We start from the raw sequence: 16180 nt of genomic DNA, 5'->3' as shown, positions 1-16180 counted from the left end.
TCAATTGGTTATTCGGGTGGCAAACTAATCGGAATGGGTCATTAAATTATTCCTTATATGTGACTTTCTATGATTCTATAAGGGTGCTAAAAAATGACATGAAGGCGCGATAATTAGCTATCCATCGTGGGTTTTTGGTAGTCTGGTTGCGCTTTTGGTGTGATTTTAGGTTTTTCTGTGGTCGCTGATTTTGCGATAAAAAACAATAAAACGAGTAATAAGAATCCTCTATTTCCGTTGTTGGTGGTATTTATCTTTAAATGCTTCGGCTTACCGAAATGTGTTTAATGCTTCCGCGGAATTATTTTTCCGGGGTGCTCGAATTCACCCTGAATTCAGGATTAAATGTCAGCGGTATCTATCCACTCCGTTTTGCGGGGTGCTATAAAAACGACAATTTATGAACGGGAGCTAAAACGGTGATTATTGCCATACCGAAGGAGACTGCGCCGGGAGAGGCGCGGGTAGCGGCAACGCCAGCCAGCGTAAAGCGATTACAGGCGCTGGGGTTTGACGTTGTTATTGAGAGAGGTGCGGGAGAAGCGGCAAGCTTTCCTGATGCAGAATATGAGCAGGCGGGCGCAAAGCTCTGCCAGGATGCGAAAGAGTGTCTGAGTGGGGCCGGTATCGTACTCAAAGTACAGGCCCCGAATGATAACGAGCTGGATTTGATCCCCACCGGCGCTACGCTGGTTGCTTTTTTGAAGCCGGCCCAGAACGCAGAGTTGCTGCAGAAACTCGCCGACAGAAATATCAATGCCCTCGCGGTGGAGTCGATTCCGCGTATTTCCCGGGCGCAGAAAATGGATGCGCTCAGCTCCATGGCCAATATCGCCGGCTATCGTGCGGTAATCGAGGCGGCACACAATTTCGGCCGATTCTTCACCGGACAAATTACCGCGGCGGGCAAAATTCCTCCGGCGAAAGTGCTTATTATTGGCGCCGGTGTGGCGGGTCTTTCCGCAATCGGAACCGCCAAGAGTATGGGCGCGGTAGTGCGCGCATTTGATACCCGAGCCGAGGTGCGCGAGCAAGTCGAGTCCATGGGCGCGGAATTCCTCACTGTGGAGATTGAAGAAGAGGGCTCCGGCACGGGCGGTTACGCCAAGCAGATGTCGCAGGAATTTATCGATGCTGAAATGGCCCTGTTCCGCGAGCAGGCCAAGGAAGTGGATATCGTCATCACCACTGCGCTGATCCCGGGCAAACCTGCGCCAAAACTCTGGCTGGCGGACATGGTGGATTCCATGGCTGAAGGCTCCGTCGTGGTGGACCTGGCGGCGGAAATGGGTGGTAACTGCGATTACACCGTGGCGGAAGAACGAGTGGTGAAGAGCGGGGTAACTATTCTTGGTTACACCAACCTGCCGAGCCGTGCCGCGACCCAGTCATCAACCCTCTATGCCACTAACCTGTGTCATCTGTTGACCGATCTGACACCCGAAAAAAATGGTGCTATCGACATCAATTTTGAGGACGAGGCGATCCGTGGTGCCACTGTGGTGAAGGAAGGTGAAATTACCTGGCCGCCGCCCCCACCGAAACTGTCTGCCGCCCCGCAGCAGGCGAAAAAGCCCGAGCCGCAAATTCAGGTGGAACCAAAGCCTGAGAAAAAAACGTCACCCCTGTCACTGGTGGCCTTCTGGGCGGTAGCGGGTCTGCTCCTGTTGTTGCTCGGCAAGTCTGCGCCCGCTGACTTTGTTGCGCACTTTACCGTGTTTGTACTCTCCATCTTTATCGGCTGGCAGGTGATCTGGAATGTTTCCCATTCACTGCATACACCGCTGATGAGTGTAACCAATGCCATTTCCGGCATTGTGATTATCGGTGCGCTCTTGCAGGTGGGGGCTACCGGTTCCTTCCTGGTAACGATACTCGCTTTTGTGGCGGTCCTAGTCGCCAGTATCAATATCTTCGGTGGGTTCTTTGTTACTCACCGTATGCTGAAAATGTTCCGTCGCTAAGGAGAAACAGACATGAATAGTGTAATTTCCATGGCTTATCTGTTCTCCGCGGTGATGTTCATTCTGAGCCTCGGTGGACTTTCCAGTCACGAAACCGCGCGTCGCGGCAATGTTTACGGCATGGTAGGGATGACGGTTGCCATCATTGCCACAATTGCCGGTATTGCTTCCGGGGCCTATCTGTTGGTGGGTATTGCGATGGCGGTTGGTGCCGCCATCGGGATTCATCTGGCTCGCAAGGTTGAAATGACCGCGATGCCGCAATTGGTGGCTCTGTTGCACAGCTTTGTGGGCCTGGCTGCGGTACTGATCGGCTGGGGCGGCTACCTGGATCCCCGTGTGGATCTGGAAGGTGCCGCCCATGTTATCCACAACAGCGAAATTTATATCGGTGTGTTCATCGGTGCCATTACCCTGACGGGTTCCATTGTGGCGTTTGGCAAACTGCAGGGGCTGATCTCTGGCAAGCCGCTGATGCTGCCCGCACGCCACTGGCTGAACCTGATCGCAATCCTCATCTGTGTAGTACTGGGAGCGCAGTTCATTACCGCTGATGTAAGCCCTGCGACCATCATCAACCTGCTGGTGATGACTTCCATCGCACTGCTACTCGGTATCCACCTGATCGCGGCAATCGGCGGTGCGGATATGCCGGTAGTGATTTCAATGCTCAACAGCTATTCAGGTTGGGCTGCGGCGGCAACCGGATTCATGCTGAGTAATGACTTGCTGATCGTAATCGGTGCATTGGTAGGTTCCTCCGGTGCCATCCTCAGCTACATCATGTGCCGAGGTATGAACCGTTCCTTTGTCAGTGTCATCCTGGGTGGTTTCGGTTCCGACGGCGGTGAAGCGGCCGCTGATGGTGAAGTGGAGGGCGAGGCTGTTGCCACCAGTCATGAGGAGCTTGCGGATGATCTCAATAATGCCAGTAGCATCGTGATCGTACCGGGCTTTGGCATGGCCGTGGCACACGCCCAGCAGGCCGTGAGCGATCTCACCGAAAAGCTGCGCAAGGCTGGCAAGACGGTACGTTTTGGCATCCACCCGGTCGCCGGCCGCTTGCCCGGGCACATGAATGTGCTGTTGGCAGAGGCCAATGTGCCCTATGACATCGTTCTGGAGATGGAAGAAATCAATGAGGATTTCCCGGAAACGGACCTGGTTCTGGTCATCGGAGCTAATGACACCGTAAACCCGGATGCGGTGGAAAAGCCCGGCTCTCCGATTGCAGGTATGCCGGTACTGGAAGTGTGGAAGGCTGGCAAAGTGGTGGTGCTCAAGCGCTCCATGGCTTCGGGATATGCCGGTGTTGCCAACCCGCTGTTCTATAAGGAAAACTCGCGCATGCTCTTTGGTGATGCGAAAGATAGCCTGCAGGCCGTACTGGGCAAGCTGACTCCGGCTTGATCAGGGGCGGGACTTTTCGATAGAACCACTGCCGGGCGTGACAGGCTCGCCCGGCAGTTCCGTCAGTGGTACTCTTTGACGCTTGCGTACCCACTAATAAGAAAGATCCCGAGATGCAAGCAATCATATCCAATGGCACATTCCGTGCGTTTTACACCCCGGCTTTTGTTTTCTGTCTCTCCGCATTAAGTGCTTGCGGTGGCGGCGGTGGTTCTTCTTCGTCTTCCCAGTCGAACCTGATTGGCGATGGTATAGGGAGCGGAGATAGCAACGATACCACCTGGGAAGCGGGTGTTTTCCTTCCTGCAGAGACGTTCGCCAATCGCTGCGAGTCACCTCGTACAGGTATCGACCCTTCTACCAATGCGACTTATGCGGATGTCAAAGGAAGCACGCTGGACGAAAATTACTGGCTGCGCAGCTGGAGTAACGATCTGTATCTCTGGTACAGCGAGATCGAGGACAGAGACCCGGAAGGGTACAGTACTGAAGATTATTTTGACCTGCTGAAAAGCACCGCGCTGACCATGTCGGGTACGCCGAAAGACCAGTTTCACTTCGCCGTGCCGACAGACGAGTGGATTGCACAATCCCAGTCTGGCGCATCCGTAGGCTACGGTCTGCAATGGAGCTTGCTCAGTGCGACTCCACCGAGGAAAGCGGTGGTTGCCTACACCGCACAGGAAGACGCTGCAGGACTGCCTCCAAGGGGGGCGGAAATCCTGGAAATTGACGGATACGATATCGACGTCAATACGGAGGCCGGCGTGAATGCGCTGAATGCGGGTCTATTCCCCTCCGGTGAGGGCGAAGCTCATAACTTTGTATTCCGCTATCCCGATAATACCGAAGTATCGCTAACGCTGACCGCAGGCGTGGTGATTTCCGACCCGGTACAGAATGTCAAAGTGGTCGACGGCGCTATGGGGCAAAAAGTCGGTTATATGCTTTTTAATGACCATATCGCGACGGCAGAAAAGGCGCTGGTGGAGAATGTATCGTATCTTGAAAGTCAGGGTATTGATGAACTGGTACTGGACCTCAGGTACAACGGCGGTGGCTATCTCGCGATTGCCAGCCAGCTTTCCTACATGATTGCCGGCGAGACAGCGACGGCAGGTAGGATATTTGAGTCGCTTCAGTTCAATGATCAGCACCCTGAAACCAATCCGGTAACCGGAGAAGCACTCGTTCCAGCACCCTTCTACAATGAAACCCTCGGTTTTTCTGCAGCAGGGGGCGAGCCACTGCCAACACTGGATCTCACCAGGGTATTTGTGATTACCGGTTCAAATACCTGCTCGGCCAGTGAATCGATTATCAATAGCCTGCGCGGTATTGATGTGGAAGTCGTACAAATTGGTGGTACTACTTGTGGCAAGCCCTACGGTTTCTACCCCGAAGACAACTGTGGTACGACCTATTTCAGTATTCAGTTCCAGGGTGTCAATGACAAAGGGTTTGGCGATTACGCTGATGGTTTTACACCCAATGGCTCTGGCGACGCCGGTGTAGAGATTACCGGTTGCCCGGTCGGCGATGACTTTGGCTATGCGCTGGGAGATGTTAGTGAGGCCCGCTTTGCCACGGCTCTGAATTACATCAACAGTGGATCGTGTTCCGGCTTTTACGCGAGTAGCGTCTCGCGGACAGCTACAGTCAGTCGCCTGTCGACTGATGGTAAGGTCGTCAAAAACGCCTGGCGCGAAAACCGTATCTATGTGAGGTAACGTCTTGAAAAAAAACATTGGGAAGATCGTTACATTAACGGGGTTATCTGTTGCCTTGACCGCTTGCGGTTCCCTGAGTGCAAATGAACAGGAAGTGCCGGCTCTGATTACAGGTGCGACCCCGGAGGCTCGCGCGGAATTGCAGCGGGCTCTGGTGGAGGCTAACAATGGTGCGCCCGTCACGATTGCCGATAGCGCGTTCAGGGAAAGCAGCCTGATGATACTTGAACAGGGGCGATTGGCCGACTCTTCTCAGCGGTTGCTGAGCGGCCGGGATCTTGGCAAACCAAAAAGCTTTACGCTGGTTTCCAGGGGCGGCGACTGTTGGCTGGTCCGGAATGAAGACGGGCAGCGCTGGCATCTTGAAAGTATCAAGTGCATACCTGAAAAATAAATTGGACCGCCCGAACGGTCCATTTGATATTCGAAAGAGAGTTGGTGATGAGAGTTTTTACACAGAGCCTGTTGTTTACGGCTGGCCTTTTGGCAGCTTCCGTGGCGGGAGCTGAGCCGGTGACGAACGTCTTCATGGCTGGTGACTCCACCATGGCGATCAAAGAGGTCAAGGACTACCCGGAAACTGGCTGGGGTGTGCCGTTTGCCTACTTTTTTGACGACAGTGTCAAGGTGGATAACCGGGCCAAAAATGGCCGCAGTACCCGCACGTTTATTGAAGAAAAGCGCTGGGCAGGCATCATGCAGCAGCTGAAGGCTGGTGATTACGTTTTCATCCAGTTCGGTCACAACGACGAATCAGAGCGAAAAAAGGACCGCTATACCGCGCCCGGTCAGTACAAAAGCAACCTGTCTCGTTTTATCAGTGATGTGCGGAGTGCCGGTGCAGAACCAATACTGATGTCGCCGATCACTCGTCGCTATTTCGAAAGTAAAGACAAGATCAAACACACCCACCCCTATGCACCGCTGGTGCGCGAAGTCGCTGCGAAAGAGAAGGTGCTGTTCATCGATATGGAAGTCGTTACCCGGGAGTACTTCCAGGCGATGGGGGATAAGGCGTCCGCATTGCGCTTTATGCACATAGCGCCGGGCCTACACCCGAATTACCCGGTGGGTGTACGTGACGACACCCACCTGAATCAACTCGGGGCGCGGGAAGTGGCCCAGCTGGTACTGGCAGAACTGCGCAAACTCGATCACCCGCTGGTCAAGCGCCTGCGTACACCGGACGAAAAGCACCTGGCTCTCAAGTATTAAAAGAAAACGGGTCTTCAGCCTGAGGCTGAAGACCCGTTATGTTCAGTCCGAATAGCGAGGACTGCGATTGCCTGGCGGCCAGGCCCGCTATCGGCCTCAGCGGGTCAGCGCAACAGGTTGGACAGGCGCGCGTTGGGTTTTTCCGCTTTGCGCAGGATCAGGGCGATTTTGCCGATCTCCTGAACCAGCTCTGCGCCGCTTGCCTTGCACAGTTCAGCGATCAGCTCCTTACGAACATCCCGCTCATTGACGGCCAATTTGACCTTGATCAGCTCGTGGTCATTGAGGGCGCGCTCGAGTTCTTCCATGACTCCCTCGGAGAGGCCTTTGTCGCCAATGGTCACAATCGGTTTCAGGTTATGACCGAGTGTGCGCAGGGCTTTTTTACGGTCGGCGGTTAAAGGCATACAATACTCCATCCTTACAGCAGGAATTCACAGTAGGATTATTGGGCAGGCTCCGGTTTGGTATACAACACGGGGCTTGCTGAACGGCAAAGCAGGCGGATCACGGAATGAGGTGAGCGGTCTGCTCAGTCGCTACACTCACCCGGGTACTGCATAGTCATCCAGAAGGATGTCTCGAGTCCCGTGACCAACCCAATTAATGATGTATTGTAACTGATGGCCCGATCTAAGAGCAGCCACCGCTGGCTGCGAGAACATTTTAACGACCCCTACGTCAAGCAATCCCAGAAGGATGGCTACCGCTCCCGCGCCTCTTATAAACTGCACGAGCTGCAGGAAAAGGACCGCCTGTTCCGCCCCGGGATGACTGTGGTGGATCTCGGCGCGGCGCCCGGGGGGTGGTCACAGGTGGCTATGGAACTTGTTGGTCACAAGGGCCGGGTTCTGGCATCCGATATCCTGCCGATGGATGCGCTTGCCGGTGTCGATTTCGTGCAGGGCGATTTCACCGAAGAGGCCGTGTTTGATGAGCTTCTGGAAAAACTGGGAGAAGATCGCGCCGACCTTGTGATTTCCGATATGGCCCCCAATATGAGTGGAGTACGTGCTGTTGACCAGCCCGCTTCCATGTACCTGGTCGAGCTGGCCGTGGATATGGCCCGCCAGATCCTGAAACCTGGCGGTGCATTTGTTGCCAAAGTGTTCCAGGGCGAGGGCTTTGATGACTTGATTCGGGACCTCCGCAGCAATTACCAGACCGTAGTGACCCGGAAACCGGGTGCATCCCGGCCGCGCTCCCGAGAGGTCTATGTGGTGGCGCGAGGGTTCAAGGGCTGAAGCCGCAGATTTGGGCCGAGTCGTCCGCTGTGGTAAAAGGATGCAAGAACTGAATTGTGACCCTCTGGGTCAAACTGGCGCGATTTGGCGTCGGTGAAACTGATGTTAAGAGCCGCCTATACTGGGTGGAACGGATTTACCTGCTAAGGCAATGGCAAGAGGGCAAACCCTTTGAACGATATGGCAAAGAATTTGGTGTTGTGGCTGATCATCGCTGCGGTGCTGCTGATGGTCTTCCAGAACTTCAAGCCGCAATCCCGGGATGAGTCCATCAGCTATTCGTCTTTTGTGCAGGATGTACAGTCCGGCCAGATTAAGAGTGTGCTGGTGGATGGACTGGTGATTACCGGTGAAAAGACCGACGGCAGCCACTTCAAGACCATTCAGCCCCAGATCATTGATGATGAATTGACCAATGAGATGGTGCGCGGCGGGGTGAAGTTCAATGGTCGCGAGCCGGAATCCCCCAGCATCTGGCAACAGCTGCTGGTAGCGAGCTTCCCGATCCTCATCATCATTGCGGTGTTTATGTTCTTTATGCGCCAGATGCAGGGTGGTGCTGGCGGCCGTTCAGGCCCCATGGCCTTCGGCAAGAGCAAGGCACGCCTGCTGGGTGAAGACCAGATCAAGACCACGTTTGCCGATGTGGCGGGTGTCGATGAAGCCAAAGAAGACGTTCAGGAACTGGTCGAATTCCTGCGCGATCCCTCCAAATTCCAGCGTCTTGGCGGCAACATTCCCCGCGGCGTACTGATGGCGGGCCCTCCCGGTACCGGTAAAACCCTGCTGGCCAAGGCAATTGCCGGTGAGGCCAAGGTGCCTTTCTTCTCTATTTCCGGTTCCGACTTTGTGGAAATGTTCGTGGGTGTTGGTGCCTCGCGGGTACGCGATATGTTCGAGCAGGCCAAGAAACAGGCGCCCTGCATCATCTTTATCGACGAAATCGACGCTGTCGGTCGCCATCGTGGCGCTGGCGTAGGCGGTGGTCACGACGAACGCGAGCAGACTCTGAACCAGCTGCTGGTGGAAATGGATGGTTTTGAAGGTAACGAAGGCGTGATTGTAATCGCCGCAACCAACCGTCCGGACGTACTGGATGCCGCATTACTGCGCCCGGGTCGTTTCGACCGCCAGGTATTTGTCGGCCTGCCGGATATCCGTGGTCGTGAACAGATCCTGAAAGTGCATATGCGCAAGGTGCCTCTGGACGAGCGCGTGGATGCCCAGACCATTGCCCGTGGTACGCCCGGTTTCTCCGGTGCGGACCTGGCGAACCTGGTCAACGAAGCGGCGCTGTTTGCAGCTCGCGCCAACAAGCGCATGGTTACCATGGAAGAGTTCGAGCGCGCCCGCGACAAGATCATGATGGGTGCCGAGCGCAAGTCCATGGTCATGAATGAGAAAGAAAAGACCAATACTGCTTACCACGAAGCCGGTCATGCGATTATCGGTCGTCTGGTGCCGGAACATGATCCGGTACACAAGGTCACCATTATTCCCCGCGGGCGTGCACTGGGTGTCACCCAGTTCCTGCCCGAAGAAGACAAGTACAGCCTGTCCAAGCGCGCGCTGGAATCCCAGCTGTGCTCCCTGTTCGGCGGACGTATCGCAGAAGAGATGACCCTGGGGATCGACGGCGTGACTACCGGTGCATCGAATGATATCGAGCGCGCTACGGATATCGCCCGCAATATGGTTACCAAGTGGGGTCTGTCCGAGAAGCTCGGCCCGCTGCACTATGGTGAAGACGAAAGCGGTCAGCCTGGTCACGGCAACCCGATTTCCGGTAAAACCTCCAATGAGATTGATGCCGAAGTGCGTCGAATCATTGATGATTGCTATGCCCGTGCGACCAAGCTGCTGGAAGACAACCGGGATATTCTCGAGGCGATGAAAGATGCGCTGATGGAGTATGAAACCCTGGATGCGGAGCAGGTTGACGACCTTATGGCTCGTCGCAAGGTGCGTCCACCGAAGGATTGGCATAACAATGACTTTGGATCGGGCGATGGCAATGGCTCCACCGGTCAGCCGGAAGAGCCCACTGCGGCCAAAGATGGCGATAATCCGGTAGGTGGTCCTGTTAACGGCCACTGATTTGGTTCAAATAAACTTTCGGATCCCTTCTGCGTTCGGGATCTCCTCAGGAGCGGGCTAACAGCCCGCTTTTGCGTGCCGGGTAGGCACTTCCATTCAACTCAGTAGTACCCGACCAATGCAATTAGTCTGCGGCAAGACCACCCTGGATCTCACCACCCCTCAGGTGATGGGCATACTCAATACCACACCGGATTCCTTTTCCGATGGCGGTAGCTATTACCAGGGCGGTAACCTGAACCTGGATATCGCCCTGCGGCGCGCGGAGCAGATGTGCGCAGAAGGTGCGACTCTGATCGATATCGGTGGCGAGTCCACGCGCCCTGGTGCAGATCCCGTTACTGAGCAGCAGGAGCTGGATCGTGTTGTACCGATGGTTGAGGCGATCAGCCGGCGCCTGGACGTCGTGATTTCGGTGGATACAAGCACTGCCGCAGTAATGCGCGAGTCAGCAGCTGCTGGTGCCGGGTTGATTAATGATGTGCGGGCGCTGACGCGGGATGGGGCACTGGAAGCCGCTGCAGCAGCTGGCCTTCCTGTTTGCGTGATGCATATGCAGGGGGAGCCCGGCACGATGCAGGCACAGCCGGAATACGGCAATGTGGTTGCCGAAGTACGGGAGTACTTGATGCAGCGGATGGGCGCGTGCATCGCCGCGGGGATCCCGCAGAATCAGGTGGTGCTGGATCCGGGCTTTGGGTTTGGTAAAAACGATGACCACAACCTCGAATTGTTGCGTCACCTCAGTAACTTGGCGCCGGCGGATGTACCGCTGTTGGTTGGCATGTCGAGAAAATCCATGGTCGGTCGTCTGTTGAACCGGGAGGTAGATGAGCGACTGCCGGGCAGTCTGGCTCTGGCAATGCTGTCGGCGCAGCGCGGTTCGCATATTATCCGTGTACATGATGTCGCTGCGACGGTGGACGTATTGCGTATGCAGCAACTGGTTGATGCTCCCGGAGCTGTCCCGGTTGAAACGTTAAAATAACAGTTAATTGAATTCGTAGAGTTAAGGCGAAGTGGTCATGACGAGAAAATACTTTGGTACCGATGGTATCCGTGGTCAGGTTGGAGAGGGGGTCATCACTCCTGATTTCATGCTGCGCCTGGGCTATGCAGCGGGCAAGGTACTTGGCGCGGGTAACCGCTCTGGTGGCCGCAGCCGTATCCTGATCGGTAAAGACACCCGCGTATCCGGCTACATGTTCGAGGCGGCCCTGGAAGCTGGTTTGATCAACGCCGGTGTGGACGTGGGGTTGCTGGGGCCGATGCCGACACCGGCAATTGCCTATCTCACGCGAACATTCCACGCCCAGGCCGGTATCGTGATCAGTGCCTCCCACAACCCGTACCAGGACAATGGCATCAAGTTTTTCAGTGCCGACGGCAGCAAGCTGCCTGATCAGGTTGAACTTGAAATCGAGGCAGCGCTGGATCTGCCGATGACGACAGCGAAGGATCTCGGTAAGGCGTGGCGCATTGATGATGCGGTTGGCCGGTATATTGAATTCTGTAAGGCCAGTACCCCCTGGCGCTATTCGCTGGAAGGGCTGAAAATCGTTCTCGATTGCTCCAATGGCGCGACCTACCACATTGCACCGAAAGTGTTCCGGGAGCTGGGCGCTGAAATTCATGCCATCGGCATCCAGCCGGATGGTCTTAATATCAATCTGGATTGCGGCTCTACCAAACCGGAGCAACTGCAGAAAGCGGTCGTAGAGCAGGGTGCGGATCTCGGTATTGCTTTTGATGGTGATGGCGACCGGGTGATGTTTGTTGATCGCCACGGGGCACTGGTCGATGGAGACCAATTGCTGTTTTTGATCGCCATCCACCGCCAGCAGTTCCTCGGCGGCTGCAGTGGCGTTGTCGGCACCCAGATGAGCAACTACGGCTTCGAACTGGCCCTGCGCGAACGCAAAATCCCGTTTGGCCGGGCCAAAGTGGGTGACCGCTATGTGCTGGAAATGATGCATGCCAATGGCTGGACCCTGGGCGGTGAGTCTTCGGGGCATATTGTGTGCACTGACGTCACCACCACTGGCGACGGGATTATCTCTGCGCTGCAGGTCCTGCGGGCCGTCAGCGATTTTGGCGAGTCACTCGATCAGCTTACCCAGCGCATGCAGATGCTGCCGCAGCATATGATCAATGTTCGTCTTGCAAGCCGTGAAGGTGTCCTTGAAGATGGTGACGTGCAGGCCTCGGTCGCTGAGGCAGAACGTGAGCTGGCCGACAATGGGCGAGTGTTGTTGCGCCCATCTGGAACCGAGCCTCTGATTCGCGTTATGGTCGAGGGCAAGGACGCAGTCCTGGTCGAGCATCTGGCTGCGGGAATTGCCAAGGTGGTTGAACGCGTCGGCAACCGCTGAGAGAATTCCGCTCGTCTGTCAGGCCGGGTCTGGCGGGCGATCGGAAGTTATTGATATTTCGATAAATAGTGCGAAATTCCGGTTGTATGTTGCCGGCAATGTCGCTAAGATTTGCGCCCCTTGGAGGAGCACTGATGCGCACACCCCTGGTAGCAGCCAATTGGAAAATGCACGGCACGCAAGCGTTCGCGCGGCAACTGCTGGCTGAACTTGAAAAGGGTTTCGCGTCGAGTAATTGCTCCGCGCAGGTTCTTATCTGCCCACCCTTTCCCTATCTGTCATTGGTAGGCGATGCGGTGGGGGAAGGTGTAGCCCTCGGGGCTCAGAACCTGAGCGAGCAGGTAAGCGGTGCCTTTACCGGTGAAGTGTCTGCGGAGATGCTTCTCGATTGCGGTGCAAGTTATGTACTTGTCGGCCACTCAGAGCGTCGTAGCCTGTACGGTGAGAGCAATGAGCTGGTAGCGGAGAAGTTTGCCGCGGCCAAGGCCAGCGGGTTGATTCCGGTACTGTGTATCGGTGAATCGCTGGAACAGCGCGAGGCCGGGAAAACCCTGGCAGTGGTTGCCGAGCAACTCGCCGCGATCACCTCCCTCGGACTCGAGAGCCCGTGGCAGGATACGGTGGTTGCCTACGAACCAGTTTGGGCGATCGGCACGGGTAAAACTGCCACGCCGGAACAGGCGCAGGAAGTACACCGGTTTATCCGGGAGCAGCTCGGTGAAGCTGGTGTCAGCACACAGATCCTTTACGGGGGCAGTGTTAAGGCTGATAACGCAGTCGAGTTGTTTGCGCAGCAGGATATTGACGGGGCACTGGTTGGTGGCGCGTCGTTAAAAGCAGAAGAATTCGTAAGCATCTGTTGCGCAGCTGACTGAGCGGCGGCAGATCAAAAACTTAAACGGGCAGCGTCCCAACACAGCAGGTTTTCTGGACAATGGAAAAACTGGTTTTAGTGGTTCACATTCTGACAGCCTTGGCTATCATTGGCCTGATCCTGATTCAGCAGGGCAAGGGTGCAGAAGCTGGTGCCTCCTTCGGCTCGGGTGCGTCCCAGACCGTTTTTGGTAGCCAGGGCAGCGGAAATTTCTTTTCCCGCTTGACAGCAATTTTTGCGACAGTATTCTTCGTCACCAGCTTCGGCCTGGCCATCCTCGCCAGCAACAAAAACGAAGCGAACGTAGATGCAGATCTGCCGAGCATCCCGGCAGCAGTTGAACAGCGCGGTGAAGCACCGGCAGCAACTGAAAGCGATATTCCTGAAGTTCAGGAGCAGGCTCCGGCCGCAAGTGAACTTCCTTCTGCTGAAGAAGCTCCTCAGGCTGAAATGCCGGAAGCTGACAGCGAAGAGCAAACTGAGGAGCAACCTCAGTAAGCCGAAAGGCTAAATCAAAACTGAAAAGTTTTGCCCAGGTGGTGGAATTGGTAGACACGCTATCTTGAGGGGGTAGTGCGCTATGCGCGTGCGGGTTCAAGTCCCGCCCTGGGCACCATCTTAAAAAGGACGCGCTGAGAAAGCCCTACAGGCCGCCTCAGGAGCGTTTTCAGACACCCCCAAGGGAAACCTTGGGGGTGTTTTCATTTTCAGGCCCTGAAAGGTGTGACACTTCGGTGAGTATTCATCCGGAGGAATTTGTGGCTGCACCTACCTATCTCGCCAAAGACCGCCACGGCGCCTATCTCTTTCGCATTTCCATTCCTGTACAATTATCAGCCAGTTTCAACAATAGAAAGTTCATCCGGAAGTCTTTACAGACATACCGTCGAGCCACTGCGATTAAGCGGGCAAGGCGGTGGGCGGCCATCTATCAAGAGGTTTTTGATGAGATGAGTGCAAAGAGTAAATTTCAAGGCAAAGCTATGGCGGCCAAAGGGCGTATTAGTCTGCTCACTAAGCAGCGCCGTGAGCAGGATCGCCGATTAACCCCTGAGCAGATTGCATTGCTAAGAGATCCGGAGTTCGAGCCCTCAGGTGAGTTCTTAGAGTTAATCAGAGACGTGGATTCAAAAATCACCTCGATTGATACCTGTATTCAGGCGGAAGAGCAAAAGCTGGCTGATGCTAAGTACCAACTTGATAAATCGAAAGCCGCTGAGGAAACCCTCAGATTCAGAAGGCTCGACAAAGAAGTTGAGCTTGAGTACCCGGAGCTAGTAGAGGTTATCGCTAAGTCTAGTAGTGTTGATAATTTTACGCCCCCGGAGAGTCCCCTTTTGTCTCAGTGTTGGCGGGAATATCGGGAGCACAAAATCCGAACCTTGAAATGGAAAGATAAAACAGAATCCCAGCTTAGTAAGCTGAAGGAATATGACGCCCAATTTAAGGATGTGCTTGAGATTATGGGGGTTGACCCGGCTGCTTCAGTGGTTGAAAAAGCGCATATCAATCAAATTGTCGATGGCTTATTAGCGTGGCCCAAAAACCGCAATAAATGCTTCCCTGGTGTGCCACTTAAAGATATTCCCAAAGGTGCCCCGAAGATATCTGCTTCAACTGTGTCTCAGAGGGTTGATACGCTAAAAGGTTTTTTCAGGTTTTTGGAAGATAATGAATATATTCGTAAGAATTGGCTGGCAAGTATACAAATCGAGAGGGATTCGCGCAGCTACCCAACTCCAACTCCGAGAGATCTTAGGGAATGGTTCAACTTGCCGGAGACTCTCATTAGGAATGCTTGGGAGTTTTGGATACCAAGAATAGCACTCTACTCGGGTGCTCGCCAAAATGAAGTGGCTCATCTGTATGTTGAAGATATATATCAGGATGAAGGGTCAGGTATCTGGTATTTCGTCATATATAAAACAGAGGATAGGAGTGTCAAAACAAAGGCGGGGATGCGCCGGGTTCCTTTGCATTCAGAGCTTCTGAATAACGGTTTATTGGAGTATAGAGACCGGGTTGCGAAGAGTGGGAATACGAGTATGTGGCCAGGGTTGAGTAAAAAAGGTGGAAAAAAGGGCGGCACGGTAAGTAGGTATTGGACTGCTTTAAAAAATACTCACAAGGTTTTGTCTAGGCCAATGGATGAGTATGGAAAGGAAAAGGTCTTCCATGGCTTGCGGAGGGTGATTATTAATCATCTTCGGAAGGCTGGCGTCGATATACCTACCATTCAGTGTATTGTCGGACATGAGCCTAGTCTCGGCTCATCAAAAGACTACTTAGATGAAGCTGCGACAATTGAGCAGATGAAGGAAGCGGTAGAGTTACTGGTTATTGAGGGCGTCGGATGGGAACACCCGAAGAGGTTGGGCTAGGTTGAGATAAACAGACGTGGATCGCTTAGAACCGTGCTACCAATTGTCCCTCTGATAGGGACAATTGGTTTGTCAGGGGAATCGATCAAGGTGTAAGTATTGCTCGGGTAGATTCGCCTTCCGCAATGGAAACTTTTTTCATCATTGTGCCACCTTGCGGAATAAATGGATTGTCCACAACCCAAGTAATGCTGGAGATAACGAAGTAGTCACCAGCAGGTATCCCGGAAAATTCAAAATTACCCTGAGCGTCGCAAGTGGCATTTCTAATAGTTGATCGGAATTCAAAGACATCAGGGACAAATTTGGCTTTTACTCCAGTAAATGCAGAGTTATAGCCTTGGTATGTATTGCCATAAAGTATGCGAATTCTTTCTTCCGCATACGCAGAGACTGGTACTAAGTTTACAGGCCTTCCCGCACAAGTCCGTGGCTGCCCACCGCGTGTCTGAACAAAGGATTGCCCAGAGATGGTGGCAGTCCCTTTACCTTCGCTCCAGGAGACTTCGTTCGCGTCAAATTGACTTGTTAGTTGAAAGGTTTTCCCACCCCCGGTAGACGCGCAGCCAACTAACCCCAGAACCGAGATAGCTGCAATTACTTTTTTCATTTTAAAACCCCAAAATATATTTTTTAGCTGTTAAGAGCCGTTGAGTTTACTTGTTGAACGACTGGATTTATTTTTAGCCGATCGCTTACTTTTAAGCTTCGAATGAGATTATTTTGTAGTCGATCACATTAATTATGAGATGGGCGTCTCAATTACCTATCGTACATAGTCTCTTTGGATAATGAAATATCCGCCATCGCTCAATAGTTCTGGCTGAATGCGGCACTAACTTCGAATTTCCTTCTCTGTGGGGTATCCCCTAGAGAGAATCGCATTCTCTTTC

The 16180-nt window shown here is 53.9% G+C and carries 14 protein-coding genes and 1 tRNA gene; 13 read left to right on the top strand and 2 right to left on the bottom strand.

Features of this window, described 5'->3' with window-relative positions; translation table 11 throughout:
* Positions 1-419: 419 nt before the first annotated feature.
* From LC093_RS06290 to LC093_RS06270, 5 genes are all read left to right on the top strand, one after another.
* On the top strand, positions 420-1964 hold the full coding sequence (locus LC093_RS06290) for a Re/Si-specific NAD(P)(+) transhydrogenase subunit alpha (protein WP_226663305.1): 1545 nt from the start codon (positions 420-422) through the stop codon (positions 1962-1964).
* Between the two features lie 12 nt (positions 1965-1976).
* Entirely contained in the window at positions 1977-3374 is a 1398-nt protein-coding gene (pntB, locus tag LC093_RS06285) for a Re/Si-specific NAD(P)(+) transhydrogenase subunit beta (RefSeq protein WP_226663303.1), read from the top strand.
* A 113-nt stretch (positions 3375-3487) separates the two neighbouring features.
* Positions 3488-5104 carry a S41 family peptidase gene (locus tag LC093_RS06280; protein WP_226663301.1) on the top strand — a complete coding sequence of 539 codons (1617 nt, stop codon included), beginning with the start codon at positions 3488-3490 and terminating at the stop codon, positions 5102-5104.
* A gap of 4 nt (positions 5105-5108) precedes the next feature.
* Positions 5109-5498 (top strand): hypothetical protein, encoded by a 390-nt coding sequence (locus LC093_RS06275; RefSeq protein WP_226663300.1) that lies wholly within the window; start codon positions 5109-5111, stop codon positions 5496-5498.
* A 47-nt stretch (positions 5499-5545) separates the two neighbouring features.
* Positions 5546-6319 (top strand): rhamnogalacturonan acetylesterase, encoded by a 774-nt coding sequence (locus tag LC093_RS06270; RefSeq protein ID WP_226663298.1) that lies wholly within the window; start codon positions 5546-5548, stop codon positions 6317-6319.
* A gap of 104 nt (positions 6320-6423) precedes the next feature.
* Here the strand turns inward: LC093_RS06270 and yhbY are convergent, their stop codons facing one another.
* Positions 6424-6726, bottom strand: a complete 303-nt coding sequence (yhbY, locus tag LC093_RS06265) for a ribosome assembly RNA-binding protein YhbY (RefSeq protein WP_226663297.1) — start codon at positions 6724-6726, stop codon at positions 6424-6426.
* Positions 6727-6942: 216 nt separating this feature from the next.
* Between yhbY and rlmE the strand changes: the two genes are divergently transcribed.
* From rlmE to LC093_RS20435, 8 genes are all read left to right on the top strand, one after another.
* Entirely contained in the window at positions 6943-7563 is a 621-nt protein-coding gene (gene rlmE, locus LC093_RS06260) for a 23S rRNA (uridine(2552)-2'-O)-methyltransferase RlmE (RefSeq protein WP_226663295.1), read from the top strand.
* A 180-nt stretch (positions 7564-7743) separates the two neighbouring features.
* Positions 7744-9660 (top strand): ATP-dependent zinc metalloprotease FtsH, encoded by a 1917-nt coding sequence (ftsH, locus tag LC093_RS06255; protein ID WP_226663293.1) that lies wholly within the window; start codon positions 7744-7746, stop codon positions 9658-9660.
* 118 nt (positions 9661-9778) lie between these two features.
* Positions 9779-10648: a dihydropteroate synthase gene (gene folP, locus LC093_RS06250; RefSeq protein WP_226663292.1), complete on the top strand. Its 870-nt coding sequence runs from the start codon at positions 9779-9781 to the stop codon at positions 10646-10648.
* Positions 10649-10685: 37 nt separating this feature from the next.
* Positions 10686-12032 carry a phosphoglucosamine mutase gene (gene glmM, locus LC093_RS06245; RefSeq protein WP_226663290.1) on the top strand — a complete coding sequence of 449 codons (1347 nt, stop codon included), beginning with the start codon at positions 10686-10688 and terminating at the stop codon, positions 12030-12032.
* Between the two features lie 134 nt (positions 12033-12166).
* Positions 12167-12907, top strand: coding sequence for a triose-phosphate isomerase (tpiA, locus tag LC093_RS06240; protein WP_226663288.1), 741 nt, complete (start codon positions 12167-12169; stop codon positions 12905-12907).
* Between the two features lie 59 nt (positions 12908-12966).
* Positions 12967-13404, top strand: coding sequence for a preprotein translocase subunit SecG (gene secG / locus LC093_RS06235; RefSeq protein WP_226663287.1), 438 nt, complete (start codon positions 12967-12969; stop codon positions 13402-13404).
* 32 nt (positions 13405-13436) lie between these two features.
* A tRNA-Leu gene (locus tag LC093_RS06230) sits at positions 13437-13522 on the top strand.
* Positions 13523-13664: 142 nt separating this feature from the next.
* Positions 13665-15287: a DUF6538 domain-containing protein gene (locus LC093_RS20435; RefSeq protein ID WP_226663285.1), complete on the top strand. Its 1623-nt coding sequence runs from the start codon at positions 13665-13667 to the stop codon at positions 15285-15287.
* Between the two features lie 85 nt (positions 15288-15372).
* Here LC093_RS20435 and LC093_RS06220 read toward each other — a convergent pair whose 3' ends face one another.
* Positions 15373-15897: a hypothetical protein gene (locus LC093_RS06220; RefSeq protein WP_226663284.1), complete on the bottom strand. Its 525-nt coding sequence runs from the start codon at positions 15895-15897 to the stop codon at positions 15373-15375.
* Positions 15898-16180 lie beyond the last annotated feature (283 nt).

Origin of the sequence: Microbulbifer aggregans (assembly GCF_020524005.1) — a bacterium.
GTDB classification, from domain to species: domain Bacteria; phylum Pseudomonadota; class Gammaproteobacteria; order Pseudomonadales; family Cellvibrionaceae; genus Microbulbifer; species Microbulbifer aggregans_A.
The sequence above is the reverse complement of the archived record's forward strand: the minus strand, read 5'-3'. Positions and strand labels throughout refer to the sequence as shown.